At 71.0% G+C, this 13727-nt stretch carries 14 protein-coding genes; 12 read left to right on the top strand and 2 right to left on the bottom strand.

Annotated features, from left to right (window positions below; translation table 11 throughout):
* Positions 1-72 precede the first annotated feature (72 nt).
* The 7 genes from C464_RS13290 to C464_RS13260 all read left to right on the top strand — a co-directional run bounded on the left by C464_RS13290 (position 73) and on the right by C464_RS13260 (position 6268).
* Positions 73-363, top strand: a complete 291-nt coding sequence (locus C464_RS13290; protein WP_006114266.1) for a DUF7312 domain-containing protein — start codon at positions 73-75, stop codon at positions 361-363.
* Positions 364-457: 94 nt separating this feature from the next.
* Positions 458-1087 carry an NfeD family protein gene (locus C464_RS13285; protein ID WP_006114265.1) on the top strand — a complete coding sequence of 210 codons (630 nt, stop codon included), beginning with the start codon at positions 458-460 and terminating at the stop codon, positions 1085-1087.
* Positions 1088-1147: 60 nt separating this feature from the next.
* The gene (locus tag C464_RS13280; protein WP_006114264.1) at positions 1148-1891 is read left to right on the top strand and encodes a YIP1 family protein; all 744 of its coding nucleotides are present in this window, start codon (positions 1148-1150) and stop codon (positions 1889-1891) included.
* Positions 1892-1984: 93 nt separating this feature from the next.
* Positions 1985-2611, top strand: a complete 627-nt coding sequence (gene dcd, locus C464_RS13275; protein ID WP_006114263.1) for a dCTP deaminase — start codon at positions 1985-1987, stop codon at positions 2609-2611.
* Positions 2608-3522, top strand: coding sequence for a thiamine-phosphate synthase family protein (locus C464_RS13270; protein ID WP_006114262.1), 915 nt, complete (start codon positions 2608-2610; stop codon positions 3520-3522). Before dcd ends, C464_RS13270 begins: the two co-directional genes overlap by 4 nt.
* 263 nt (positions 3523-3785) lie before the next feature.
* Positions 3786-5978: a methionine--tRNA ligase gene (metG, locus tag C464_RS13265; protein ID WP_006114261.1), complete on the top strand. Its 2193-nt coding sequence runs from the start codon at positions 3786-3788 to the stop codon at positions 5976-5978.
* An 83-nt stretch (positions 5979-6061) separates the two neighbouring features.
* Positions 6062-6268 carry a hypothetical protein gene (locus C464_RS13260; RefSeq protein WP_006114260.1) on the top strand — a complete coding sequence of 69 codons (207 nt, stop codon included), beginning with the start codon at positions 6062-6064 and terminating at the stop codon, positions 6266-6268.
* A gap of 59 nt (positions 6269-6327) precedes the next feature.
* On the opposite strand, the gene C464_RS13255 is transcribed toward C464_RS13260, so the two are convergent.
* Positions 6328-6759 (bottom strand): VOC family protein, encoded by a 432-nt coding sequence (locus tag C464_RS13255; RefSeq protein ID WP_049911183.1) that lies wholly within the window; start codon positions 6757-6759, stop codon positions 6328-6330.
* 120 nt (positions 6760-6879) lie between these two features.
* Here C464_RS13255 and C464_RS13250 point away from each other — a divergent pair, with 120 nt between their 5' ends.
* Positions 6880-7554 carry a 2,5-diamino-6-(ribosylamino)-4(3H)-pyrimidinone 5'-phosphate reductase gene (locus C464_RS13250; RefSeq protein ID WP_006114258.1) on the top strand — a complete coding sequence of 225 codons (675 nt, stop codon included), beginning with the start codon at positions 6880-6882 and terminating at the stop codon, positions 7552-7554.
* Between the two features lie 273 nt (positions 7555-7827).
* The gene (locus C464_RS13245; RefSeq protein ID WP_006114257.1) at positions 7828-8751 is read left to right on the top strand and encodes a coiled-coil protein; all 924 of its coding nucleotides are present in this window, start codon (positions 7828-7830) and stop codon (positions 8749-8751) included.
* Between the two features lie 128 nt (positions 8752-8879).
* Here the strand turns inward: C464_RS13245 and C464_RS13240 are convergent, their stop codons facing one another.
* Entirely contained in the window at positions 8880-10409 is a 1530-nt protein-coding gene (locus C464_RS13240) for a uracil-xanthine permease family protein (protein ID WP_006114256.1), read from the bottom strand.
* Between the two features lie 113 nt (positions 10410-10522).
* Between C464_RS13240 and sppA the strand changes: the two genes are divergently transcribed.
* From sppA to C464_RS13225, 3 genes are all read left to right on the top strand, one after another.
* Complete coding sequence (gene sppA / locus C464_RS13235; protein WP_006114255.1) at positions 10523-11458, top strand: signal peptide peptidase SppA; 936 nt, start codon at positions 10523-10525, stop codon at positions 11456-11458.
* A gap of 85 nt (positions 11459-11543) precedes the next feature.
* Positions 11544-12680: a DUF373 family protein gene (locus tag C464_RS13230; protein ID WP_049911178.1), complete on the top strand. Its 1137-nt coding sequence runs from the start codon at positions 11544-11546 to the stop codon at positions 12678-12680.
* Between the two features lie 108 nt (positions 12681-12788).
* A complete protein-coding gene (locus C464_RS13225) occupies positions 12789-13613 on the top strand; it encodes a shikimate dehydrogenase (protein WP_006114253.1) in 825 nt (274 codons plus the stop codon).
* Positions 13614-13727 lie beyond the last annotated feature (114 nt).

Here is a 13727-nt window from a genome sequence, read left to right as displayed (position 1 = left end):
ACCCGGCCCGCGGTGCGCTCCCGGGCCGGAGCGCCCGCCAGCCATTTATCACGGAGTCGCGTACGTGCGCACATGAGCGACGAAACTGGCGACGGTCCCCGCGACGACGGCTCGCCGCCCGACGCCGGCGACGGCCCGGTCTCCGGCGACCGGAACCGAGCCGACGAGACCGGCGACGAGCAGCCGGACGGCGGGACCGAGTGGCGCTTCTCGGTCGACGACGTCGGGCCGGACGGGATCACGGAGGACACCGCGACCCCGGACGACGAGCCGATCGAACCGGGCGACGTCACGCTCGAACACGCGGCGTTCGTCGTCCTCGGCGTCGCGCTCACCGTCGGCGCGCTGGTGGTCGGTTTTTGATCCGGAGGCTGCGGGCGGACCGAGCGCCGTCGACTCGCGGGACGCCGCGGCCGCGCGCACTACCACTTATCAGGCCGCGGCCGTAGGACCGAACATGAACGCGCTGGCACAGTCCGGACTCCTCTCGCCGGACACCCTCCCCCTCCTGCTCCTGACCGCGGGGCTGTTGCTCTCGATGGCGGAGGCGCTCGCGCCGGGGGCGAACTTCATCGTCGTCGGCATCGCGCTCATCGGCGCGGGGCTCGGCGGGTTGGTGTTGACCTCGCTGGGCGTCGCCGGCGCTCTCCTCACCCTGCTCATGGCGCTCCTGACGCTCGCGTTCGGCGCGGCCGCCTTCTACGGCTACCACGAGTTCGACCTCTACGGCGGGAAGGGCCAACAGCAGACCAGCGACAGCGACTCGCTGAAGGGGAAGACCGGGACCGTCACGGAGCGCGTGACGCCCACGGGCGGCGAGGTGAAACTCACGGGCGGGGGGTTCAACCCCCACTACTCCGCCCGGTCGATCGAGGGGACGATAGACGAGGGCGAGGAGGTCATGGTGGTCGATCCCGGCGGCGGCAACGTCGTCACCGTGGAGTCGATGGGGTACGTCGAAGACGACATCGACCGCGAACTGGCGGCCGACCGCGCGCGGAAGGCCGCCGCGAGCGAGTTCGACGCGGAGGACGCCGACGCGGAGGCGGAGGACGCCGACGCGGAGACCGAACTCGAACGGGAGTGAGTCGGCGGGTGCGGTTTCGAGCGGAAAGGCACTTGTGCGTCGGCGGGCCACGCCCCGGTGATGCCCTCCCCGCTCGCCGTGCTCGCGAGTCCGATCGGTAGCGTCCTCGACCGCGTTCGCGACACCTTCGACTCCCCGCAGGCTGGGACCGTCGCGGTCGCGACGGTGGTCGTCGTCACGATCGGCACCAGTCTCGGAATCGTCGCGCTCGGGGGCGTCTTCGACGCCACCGTCGACCAGCGGATCACCGTCGACAACCCCGACAGACCCCCGGAATCGACCTGCGAGACCTTCGGCGACGACCCCGACTCCGTGCTCGGCGAGCAGTGCGACGAGCCGGAGCAAATCGAGGTGGACGCCGGGAGCGAACTGAGCGACGCCGCGAACGGCTACATCCACTACGGGCTGCTCGGCGTACCGATCTGGTGGGTCGCGTTCGCGCTCGCGCTCCACGTCGGGGCGCTCGTCGCGGGCGGCTCCGGCTCCGTCGGCGACTCCTTCGTGATCGCCGGGTGGGCGATCGGGGCCGAACTGCTCCGGCTCGCGGTCGGGATCGCCGCGATCTGGTACACGCTCTCGAACGCGACGATCACGGGGTCGACGTTCGAGGCGCTCTCGGCGGATCTCACCGCCGCGATCACGGGCGCGACCGGACCGCTCCTGATCGTCTCCGCGGTCGGGATCGCGATACAGTGGATCGTGGTGGTCGCCGGGCTGGAGGCCGAACACGACCTCGGCCGCGGAGTCGCGGCGGGCGTGGCGACGTTCTTCGCCGCGATCGCCCTCCTGATCGCGGCGGTCTGAGCGCGCCCGGGGCGGTCGGCCGCGGGCGTCGGTCCGAGCGTCCGCGACCGCCGATTCGGGAGTTTTTAAGCCGCCGGCCCTCCCCCTCTCGGTATGATCCTGTCCGACGCCGATATCCTCGACCGGCTCGCCGAGGGCGACCTCGCGATCGAGCCGCTCGACGACGTCGACCAGCAGGTCCAGCCCGCGAGCGTGGACCTGCGGCTCGGCGAGCGGTTCTTGGAGTTCCAGCGCACCAACATCCCCTGTATCCACCCGACCGACGCGGGCGAGGTGAGCGAGTACGTCACGGAGACGACAGTCGCCGAGGGCGACGAGTTCATCCTCCACCCCGGCGACTTCGTCCTCGGGACGACCGCCGAACGCGTCGCGATCCCCGACGACCTCGTCGCGCACGTCGAGGGGCGGTCCTCGCTCGGCCGGCTCGCCATCGTCGTCCACGCGACCGCGGGGCTCTGCGATCCCGGCTACGAGGGACAGATCACCCTCGAACTCTCGAACCTCGGGACGGCCCCGGTCGCGCTTTCGCCGGGGATGCGCGTCTCGCAGCTCACCTTCACGGAGCTGAAGCGGCCCGCCGACCGACCGTACGGGGCCGAGCGGGGCTCGAAGTATCAGGGACAGGACGGCCCGCAGGCGTCGCGGATCGGCGACGACCCGGAGTTCGCCGGCGAGGGCGACGACGAAGGGACGAGTCGGTCGGGGGGTGACCGCGAATGAGGTTCGTCGAGGAGGTCGTCGTCGACGAGTTCCTGCCGACCGTCCGCTCGATGCTCGCGGAGGACCTCCGCGACCGCGGGTTCACCCAGAGCGAGGTCGCCGACGCGCTCGGCATCTCCCAGTCGGCCGTCTCGAAGTACGCCGCCGGCGACGTGGCCAGACACGAAGACATCGTCGCGGACGAGCGCGTGCGCGAGCTCGTCGAGCGCGTCGGCGAGGGGCTCGCGAGCGGCGACCTCACGCCCGTTGCCGCGCTCGTCGAGATCGAGGTGCTGATCCGCCAGCTGGAGGAGGGCGACCTGCTCGCCGACCTCCACGAGGCGGCGATGCCGGGGCTCGCGGACGCCGACGTGGAGTTCTCGGTCCACGACCCGGACAGCGGGTTCCGCGAGCGCGAGCGCGTCCTCACCTCGGTCCGGCGCGGGCTCCGCACCCTGACGAACGCCTCCGGCTTTGCCGGGCTCATCCCGAACGTCGGCGCGAACGTCGCCGAGTGTACCGCCGACGCCGCCACGGTCGACGACGTCGCCGCGGTCCCCGGCCGCCTCGTCGACGTGAAGGGCCGCGCGATGGTCCCCGGCGAGCCCGAGTTCGGCGTGAGCGAACACGTCGCGACGGTGCTGCTCGCGGCGCGCGAGGCCGGGTCGAGCGTCCGGGGCGCGGTGAACCTCCGGTACGACCCGGAGACGGTCGCGGCGCTCGGCGAGTCGCACCCGACCGTCGAGTTCGACGCCGAGCGCGAGACGCGCGGGGCGGTCGCCGACGCGGTCCGGGATGCCGACCGCCCGGCGGGCGACGGGGGGGAGACGCTCGTGGTGTACCAGACCGGCGCGGTCGGCGTCGAGCCGATCGCGTACGTCCTCGCGCCGACCGCGGCCGAGGCGGCGCGAGTCGTCCGCGGCCTGCTGTGACGCGGTGCGAGTCGTCCGCGGCCTGTCATGACCCGCCCCCGGCGACGCTTTTTAGCCCTGACCGCCCGAATCCACGGGCGTGACACGGACACGGCGGTCCGGGATGCGGACGCGCTCCTTCTAGCGGCGGGCGGACCCGTCGCCCCTCCGCAGCGCCCGGACCGTCGGTCCGGCGGCGACGCGCTCGACTTCCGCGCCGGCCGCGACGGCCCCGAACCAGCGGGCTTTAGACCCGATCGACCGACACACGATACACACACCACATGAGCCACGACGACTTCCCCACCGCCGACCCGGCGGTGGTGACCTGTGGACTGCCGTACGCCAACGGCGACCTCCACATCGGTCACCTCCGCACCTACGTCGGCGGCGACGTGTACAGCCGCGCGCTCGAACGACTCGGCCAGGAGACCGCGTTCGTCTCCGGCTCCGACATGCACGGCACGCCGGTCGCGGTCAACGCCGAGCAGGAGGGCGTCTCTCCCGAGGCGTTCGCGCTCGACTGGCACGAGCGCTACGCGGAGACGTTCCCGAAGTTTAACGTCGAGTTCGACAACTACGGCCACACCCACGACGAGACGAACACGGCGGTGACCCAACAACTCGTCCGCGACCTCGACGAGGCGGGCCACCTCTACGAGAAGGAGATCATGGTCGCGTACGACCCCGTCGACGACCAGTACCTCCCCGACCGGTACGTCGAGGGGACCTGCCCGTACTGCGGCGCGCACGCCCGCGGCGACGAGTGCGACGAGGGGTGTCAGCGCCACCTCGAACCCGGCGAGGTCGAAGATCCAGAGTCGACGATCACCGGCAACCCCGCCGAGTACCGCGAGCGCACCCACAAGTTCTTCGCGGTCTCCGAGTTCGCCGACTACCTCACCAAGTTCCTCGACCGCCTCGAAGGCACCTCGAACGCCCGGAACCAGCCCCGCGAGTGGATCGAGCAGGGGCTCCAGGACTGGTGTATCACCCGCGACATGGACTGGGGGATCGATTACCCCGGGGGCGAGGCGACGGAGTCGCCTCGGGAAGGCAGCGAAGCCGCCGAAGACGACCTCGTCCTCTACGTCTGGGTCGACGCCCCGATCGAGTACATCTCCTCGACGAAGCAGTACTCGGAGCGCGTCGGCGCGGACGCGTTCGACTGGGAGGCGGCCTGGAAGGAGGGCGTCAGCGACGAACACCCCGAGGGCGGCGAGATCGTCCACGTGATCGGCCGCGACATCATCCAACACCACACGATCTTCTGGCCCGCGATGCTGGAGGCGACCGACCACGCGGAGCCGCGGGCGGTGATGGCGAGCGGGTTCGTCACCCTCGACGGCAAGGGGTTCTCGACCAGTCGCGACCGCGCGGTCTGGGCCGACGAGTACCTCGACGAGGGGTTCCACCCCGACCCGCTGCGCTACTACCTCGCCACCAACGGCGGGTTCCAGCAGGACGTGGACTTCTCGTGGGAGAAGTTCGCCGAGCGCGTCAACACCGAGCTCGTGGGGACCGTCGGCAACTTCCTCTACCGCTCCCTGCTCTTCGCGCACCGTAACTTCGAGGGCGGCCCCGACGCCGACGCCCCGAGCGACGACGTGGCGGCGCGGATCGACGAGGCGGTCGACGACGTTGCGGCCGCGGTCAACGACTACTCCGTCCGCGCGCTGGGCGACGCGGTCACCGACCTCGCGCGGTACGGGAACGAGTACATCCAGCGCAACGAGCCGTGGAAGCTCGTCGACGAAGACCCGGACGAGGCGGAGCGGGTCATCTACGACTGCGTCGCGCTGGCGAAGGCGATCGCGGTCCTCTTCGAGCCGCTGGCCCCCGAGAAGAGCGAACGCCTCTGGGACCAGCTCGGCGAGCCCGGCTCCGTCCACGACGCCACCGTCGACGCGGCCCGCGAGGGTCCGGCCGGCGACCTGAGCGAGCCGACCGAGCTGTTCGAACAGATCGAAGACGAGCGCGTCGAGGCGCTCAACGAGAAGCTCGAAGCGCGCGTCGCCGAGTCGGAGGCGGACGAGACCGACGGCGACGAGGAGCCCGACGACGGGACCGACGCAGACGCGGACGACGAAACGGACGCGAACGCGGACGAAACCGACTCCGACGACACCGACATGACCGACATCGAACCCCTCAGCGACGACCGCATCAGCTTCGACGACTTCCAGGAACTGGACATCCGCGTCGGGCGGATCGAGGACGCGGTCGGGATCGACGGCGCTGACGACCTGTTGAAGCTCACCGTCGACCTCGGCGCGGAGACCCGGACGATCGTCGCGGGGCTCAAACAGCTCCACGACGTCGACGACCTGCCCGACACGAAGGTGATCGTGCTCGCGAACATGGAGAAGGCGGAGCTGTTCGGCGTCGAGTCGAACGGGATGGTCCTCGCGGCCGGCGAGGAGGCCGACCTCCTCACCACCTACGAGGACGCGGAGCCGGGCACGAAGGTGAAGTGAGCGCCGCGCGGGATCGCGCCCGTCGGCGAACCCCCTGACCCGTTCGAGATTTTATGTGACTGCCGGACCGACGGGGATCCGCAATGGCCCTCCTCCCGTGGTTCGACGCGCTCTCGTTTCAAGCACGGCTGATCCTCGTCGCCGCCGTCTGCGACCCGATCGGGTTCGCCGGCGGCTACCTGCTCGCCCCCGAGTTCGGGGTCGAGCCGATCCTGGGCGGGGTCTACGGACTCGTCGCGGCGAGCGCCCCGCTGTCGCTGCTCGTGCTCCGCGAGTCGATGACGAGATAGGCCGGGTCGCGGTTCGGGCGTCGCCGGACCCGGACGCGGTCGCCCGGTCCGGGGCGTCCTCAGGCGTCCAGCACTTCGATCGGGTTCCTCTCCGGGTCCCTGACGAACAGGACGGTGGTCCCGCTCTCGGTGGTCCGCGGCGGGCTCAGCGTCTCCACGTCGTCCGCGAGGCCGTCGTAAAACGCCTCCACGTCGTCGACCGTGAGCCCGAGGTGCGTCGCGCCGGGACGGTTCAGTTCCGGGGTGTCGGCGAGGTCGCCGCCCGACTCGGGTGCCGGCTCGTACTCGACGAGTTCGACGATCACGTCGCCGGCGTCGAGGTGGGCGAACTCGGCCGACGCGCCCTCGACGGCGACCGCCTCGGCGAAGGCGTCGCCGCCGACCGCGAACTCGGCGACGACGTCGAGGTCGAACGTCTCGGCGTAGAACTCGACGGCGCGGTCCAGGTCGGCGACGGTGATCCCGACGTGGTGGGCGGTTGGGTCGGACACGCGTAGGCGCTCGGCCGGCGGCGGGGAAACGGTGTCGGGTCGCCCGCGAGACCGCTCGGGGTCGTCGGGGGAGGGGTGGTCGACCGAAACGACCATTCCGCCTCCGACCGACCCTCCGGTATGCACGTGGTCGTCAACGCGGCCCAGAGCGTCGACGGGAAGCTCGCCACCCGCCGCCGGGAGCAGCTCCGGATCTCCGGCCCGGAGGACTTCGACCGGGTCGACCGGGTCAGGGCGGCCGCGGACGCGGTGCTCGTGGGCGTCGGCACCGTCCTCGCGGACGACCCGCACCTCACGCTCGACGAGGAGGACCGCCGCGTCGAGCGCCTGCGGAGCGGGCGACCGGGCGACCCCGCGCGCGTCGTGGTCGACTCGACCGGGCGGACGCCGACCGACGCGCGGATCCTCGACGACGCGGCGACGACGTACCTCCTCGTCTCGGCCGCGACCGACCGGGACCGGCGGACGGCGCTCGCCGACGCGGGCGCGGAGGTGATCGTCGCCGGCGAGGAGCGCGTCGACGTCGCCGAGGGGGTCGAGAAGCTCGCGGACCGCGGCGTCGAGCGCCTGATGGTCGAGGGGGGCGGCGAGGTGATCTTCTCGTGTTTCGAGGCCGGTCTCGTCGACGAACTTCACGTCTACGTCGGTTCGCTCGTGATCGGCGGCCGCGACGCCCCCACGCTGGCGGACGGGGCCGGCTTCACCGGGGAGTTCCCCGACCTCACGCTCACGGGGACGGAGCGGTTCGACGACGGCGTCGTCCTCTCCTACCAGGTCGGCGACGACGGGGCGTGACCGGAGTCGATAGCGAACCGCGACCGGCCGGTCCGGGCGCGCGGCCGAGCCGTGTGAACGGTAACCACGAAATCACGCGGTACACGCCCCGTGACACCGGTACGCACGGAAATCACCGAAGTATTTATATGTCATCCGAAGGTAGTTGCGGGTACCAGAACGCCTCCGGCGCTGGTGGAATCGCACGCTGAAATGAACGGGAGTTCTTGCCGACGGCCCGACGCACTACAGCGAGCGTCCGCTATCGCCGGAGCGGTGATGGAGAGATAACAAATGGTAACGAAAGAAGAAGTCATCGAGCAGTACGACGTGGAACCGATGGACGGAGCGGACAACGTGGACCTTTCTGAGGACGACTTGGACAACGGCTCCAAGGGTCAGCTTATCAAACGCGCCGGACAGCTGCGAGACCGACGCAACGATCTGAATCAGATGGCGTCCGAGCGCGCCTCCAAGCGCGACGACCTCAACGCGAAGACGCGCGAGAAGGTCGACGAGGCGCAGGAACACCGCGAACAGCGCGACGAGCTCAACGAGCAGGTCCAGGAACACAAGGACAAGCGCAACGAGCTCAACGCCGAGGCCAACGAGCTGTTCGACGAGGTCGAGGAGCTCAAACAGGACATGGAGCTCGGCTCCGGCAAGTCCATCGAGGAGCTCGAAGAGGAGATCGAGGACCTCGAGTTCCGCCAGCAGACCGAAGTGCTCGACGCGGAAGACGAGCGCGAGCTCATCGAGAAGATCGACGACAAACGCGAGAAGCTCGCGGAGAAGAAGGAGAAGGTCGACGACACGAGCGAGCTCGACGAACTCGTCGAGGAGGCCGAGGAGGTCCGCTCCGAGGCGTCCCAGCACCACCAGAAGGTGACGGAGCTCGCGGACAAGGCCCAGGAACACCACAACCAGATGATCGAGGCCTACCGCGAGGCCGACGACATCCGCGACGAGGCCGACGAGATGCACGAGCTGTTCGTCGAGGCTCAGGAGGCGGCCGACCGCCACCACGAGGACTTCGTCCGCGTCCAGAAGCGCCTGCGCGAGCTCGACAAGAAGGAGGAGGAAGAGCGGAAGGACGAGCGCGCCGAGAAGCGCGAGGAAGAGAAGGAAGAGGCCGAGGAGATCTATCAGAAGTTCAAGGAGGGCGAGACGCTCGACACCGAGGACCTGATGAAGCTCCAGAAGACCGGCCTCCTGTAAGCCGGTCGAAGCGACGTTTCTGCGGTTCTTTTTCCGCACTGCGAGCGACAGCTCCCTCGCCCGTCACGCTCTGACCGCCGGATTTCGGACGCGAACGGCGGGCTCCCGAGCGAGCGGCTCGATGCCGGTCAGTCGGTGCGCGTCGGTTCGTCCTCGCCGACGAAGCGGTCGTACGCGGAGGTGAACTCGGTGTCCGCTTCGGTCGCGTCCTCCCACGCGGTGAGGCCGCGCTCCGCGGCCGTCCCCGGGATCGAGTTGTCGAGGAGGAACGCCACGAGCCCGCCGACCGCCATCCCCGTCGACCCGATGACGAAGACGGTGTTCGCGACGACGTCGACCCCGAGGAACGGGCCGAGCAGGAAGGTCTCGGCCAGTCCCTGCTGGAGGGCGTCCGCGCCCCCGACGCTCCGCATGTACTCCGGGACGGCCAACCCGGTGAACAGCGCGATGCCGACGACGAAGACGTTTCGCGAGGAGTCGAGGTCGACGTACTTGAGGTTCGAGAGCCCGACGCCGACGATCTGGGCGAACATGGCGACGTAGAGCCCGCCGATGATCGGGCTCGGGATGGTGGCGACGAGCCGCCCGAAGTAGCCGACGAACCCGACGAGGATCATGAGCGCCGCGCCGATCTGGACGACGTACCGCGAGGCCACGCCGGTGAGGCCGATGGCGCCGACGTTCTCGGAGTAGGAGGTCGACCCGCCGGTCCCCATCACCCCGGAGAACACGTTCATCAGTCCCTCCATGCCGATCCCGTGCGTCATCCGCTCGCTGCTGGGAGCGCCCATGCCGGAGAGCCGGGCGACGGCGTGGTAGTCGCCGATGGACTCGACGATCGAGGCGGCGACGCCGGCGAGCATGCCGATGACGAACGCGGGCGTGACGCTCGGCACGCCCCACTGAAGCGGGTAGACGAGGTGGACGGGGTCGGCCGCGGCGACGCTCGCCAGGTCGACGTACCCCGGCGTGCCGGGTCCGAAGACTCCGAGGACCGAGAGGGACGCGGCGAGCGCCCACGCGACGACGATGCCGAGGAGGACGGGGAACAGCTGGAACAGCGTGGACCGCGCGCCGAGGTACTGCGAGAACAGGACGATGGCGACCAGCGTCAGACCGAGGAGCCACCAGTTCTGACTGGTCGCGGTGATCTCTGGGGCGTTGAACAGCGAGAGCCCGATGAGGACGATGACCGGCACGATGACGACCGGGGAGAGCCCCTTCCGCAGTCGGCCGACGAGGCCGAGGTAGCCGATCGCGACCTCGGCGAGCGCGGCGACGATGATCGCCCCTTGGAGTTGGAGCAGGGCGGCCCGCCACGCCTCGACGCCGGCCGGCGGGTTCGCCGTCACGACGCCGATGACCGCGAGCGCGGGCGCGAGCATCGAGAACGGCGCGCCCTGGACGATCGGGTAGCGGTTGCCGAAGGTCGTCTGCGCGAGCGTCGCGATCCCGGACACGACGAAGAACGTGCCGACGAAGCGCGGGACGACCGACTCCGGCATGCCCATCGCGCCGGCGAGGATGAGGGGGACGGCGATGTTCGCCCCCACCATCGTGAGGTAGTGTTGGACGCCCAGCAGGATCGACCTCCCGAGCGGCGGTCTGTCGTCGATGCCGTACCGAACGAACCCGTCTTCCTCTTCGGTCCCGCCCATTCCTGTGGCGTTCATCAGCGCAGGGGTACAAAAATTCGGCCTTTGACGATCGCACCGCGGCGCGCGCCGGCCCGCGACAGTATATATAAACGGTCCCGCGCCCAACCGAGGGTATGGACGACGCGCCGGCGAACGGACGGAAGGGACTGCTCGCGGCCGCCGCGGTGGGCGCGGCGACGACGATCGCGGGCCGCGCGGTGCTCTCGCGGCTCACCGGCGGCCGGTTCGGTGACGCCGACGAGTACAACACCGCGAAGGTGACCGTGTCGGGACCGATCCGACGGAGACAGGGGCGGCCCTCGCCGCTGTCGGGCCCGGGCGGGGCGACCGCCGACGACGTGGTCGAGCAGATCGAGGCGGCCGACGAGGACGAGTCGGTCGAGGCGCTGCTCGTCGAGCTCAACACGCCGGGCGGCGAGGTCGTCCCGAGCGACGACATCCGGCGGGCCGCCGCCGGCTTCGACGGCCCGACGGTGGCGTACGCGACCGACACCTGCGCCTCCGGCGGCTACTGGATCGCGAGCGGCTGCGACGAGCTGTGGGCCCGCGAGGCGAGCCTCGTCGGCTCCATCGGCGTCGTGGGGTCCCGACCGAACGCGAAGGGGCTCGCCGACAAGCTGGGGATCTCCTACGAGCAGTTCACCGCCGGCGAGTACAAGGACGCCGGCGTCCCGCTGAAGGAGATCGAAGCGGACGAGCGCGAGTACCTCCAAGGGATCATCGACGGCTACTACGAGCAGTTCGTCGAGACCGTGAGCGAGGGGCGCGACATGGACCCCGAGGCGGTCCGCGAGACAGAGGCGCGCGTGTACCTCGGCGACGACGCCGCCGAGATGGGGCTCGTCGACGAGCTGGGGACCGAAACCGACGTCGAGGACCGGCTCGCGGAGCTGATCGGCGCGGAGCCCGAGGTGCGCGAGTTCACCCCCGAGCGCGGGCTGGCGGAGCGGCTCGGCATCGGGGCCGAGCGCGTCGCGTTCGCCGCGGGGAGCGGCGTCGCGGGCGTGTTCGCCGACGACGGCGGCGACATCGACGTGGAACTGCGATAACGGACCGCGAGGGCCCGACGCCGGCGAATCGGTCGGCGACGACCGACGGGGAGGATTTTTGTTCGGCGGCGGTATGGGTCGACACGTGACGACGCTGGTCATCTGCGTCGACCGCTCGGGGGCGATCGGTCGCGCCACCAACGTCCCGATGCCGGTCGCCGGCTGGGAGGCCGTCCGGTCGCTGGTGACCGACGCCGGGCTGGACGACCCCGAGGACGCCAGCGTGAACTGCCTGCTGGAGTCGCTGCGCGTCGCGCGCGACCTCAGGGACGAGCGCGAGGAGTCGGTGGTGGCGGTCGTCTCCGCCGAGAGCGACACCGCCGTCGGCGCGGACCGGTCGATCGCGGCCCAGCTCGACGACCTCGTGGAGCGGTACGACCCGCGGGCCGCGATCGTCGTCGTCGACTCCGCCGAGGACGAGCGCGTCCTGCCGGTCGTCGAGTCGCGGATCCCCGTCGACTCCGTCGACCGCGTCGTCGTCCGGCAGGCCCGCGACATCGAGTCCACCTACTACCTCCTCAAGCAGTTCCTCGCCGACGAGCAGCTGCGGTCGACGATCCTCGTGCCGTTCGGCGTCGCGCTGTTGTTGGTCCCCGCGCTGTTCTACTGGTTCTCCGCCGGCGAAGCGGTCGCCGGCGTCGCCGGCCTCCTCGGGGCCGCGCTGCTGTACAAGGGGCTCGCGATCGACCGGCTCGTGGCCGGCGTCCCCGAGCGCGTCCGCGAGGCGCTGTACGCCGGTCAGGTGTCGGTCGTGACGTACGTCGTCGCCGGCGGGCTCGCCCTCGTCGGCGGCTTCTTCGGGTTCCTCGCGGCCTCGGACCTGGGGCCCGGCTCCGCCCGGCTCGTCGAGGTCGTGGAGTTCACCTACTCGGCGGTGCCGTGGTTCGCGGTCGGCGGCGTGACGGCGGCGGTCGGGCGGCTGTTGGACGAGCTGATCCGCGACGAGGGGATCCGGACCCCGTACCTGAACCTCCCGTTCGTCATCGCCGCGGTCGCCCTGGTCGTCCGCGGGTTCGCGGGCTACTTCCTCGCGCAGGAGGCGATCCACGAGCCGCTGTCGGCGTACGGGATGACCATGACCCCCGTCCAACAGCTCGCGGCGTTCATCGTCGGCGGTATCGTCGTGTCGCTCGTCGGCGTCAAGGTCGCCAGCGACGTCGGCACCGAGACCCTCGAAGACGTCATCGACGCGGAGCGGGACGCCGAGGGGCAGCGCGAGTAGGCGGCCCGGCGGACCGGTCCGGCCCCGATCGACGGCCGACCGGCCCCGTCCGGCCGCGAGCGTCGCCCGACCGACCCCCTTTTGTCGGTCGCGGCCCGGTGAGCGGGCATGGACGTCTACGGACTGATCGGGAACCCGGTCGGCCACTCGCTGTCGCCGCCGATGCACGAGGCGGGCTACGAGGCGCTCGGCCTCGACGCGCGGTACGTGACCTTCGAGCCGGACGCCGACGCGGCGGCCGCGGCGGTGGCGGGGGCCGCGGACCTCGGCGTCGCGGGGCTCAACGTCACGGTGCCGTTCAAGCGGGACGCGCTCGACGCGGTCGACGCCGCCCCGCTCGCCGAGCGGATCGGCGCGGTCAACACGGTCGACTACGGCCCGGTCCGGGCCGGCGAGGCTGACCGACCGCGCGGCCACAACACCGACGCCGCCGGCGTGACGCGGGCGCTCGCGCATCACGACGTGGCGGTCGACGGCCGCGACGCGCTCGTGGTGGGCGCGGGCGGCGCGGGGCGGGCGGCCGCGTTCGCGCTGGCCGACGCGGGCGCGGCGGTCCACGTCGCGAACCGAACCGCGGAGCGGGCGGTCGAGTTGGCCGAGGCGGTGCCGGGCGCGACGGGCGGCGGCCTCGACGGCCTCGGCGATCGCGTCGCGGCCGCGGACCTGCTCGTCAACGCGACGAGCGTGGGGATGGAGGCCCCGGCCGAGACGCCGGTCCCCGCGGAGCACCTCCACGGCGACCTCGCGGTCCTCGACGCGGTGTACGCGCCGATCGAGACGCGCCTGCTGCGCGACGCCGCCGCCGCGGGCGCGACGACCGTCGACGGCGCGTGGATGCTGCTGTTCCAGGGGGTCGAAGCGTTCGAGATCTGGACCGGGGAGACCGCCCCGGTCGACGCGATGAACGCGGCGCTGCGGGCGGCGTTGGAGTGAGACAGGAGAGTCGGAGTGACGCGGCAGCGTCGGAGTGATGCGGCGGAGTCGGAGTGATGCGGCGGAGTCGGAGTGACGCGGCGGAGTCGGAGTGACGCGGCAGCGTCGGAGTGA

The sequence above is a fragment of the Halorubrum coriense DSM 10284 genome (assembly GCF_000337035.1).
Lineage (GTDB): Archaea > Halobacteriota > Halobacteria > Halobacteriales > Haloferacaceae > Halorubrum > Halorubrum coriense.
Note: the sequence above shows the minus strand (reverse complement) of the source record. Positions and strands in the feature narration are given on the sequence as shown.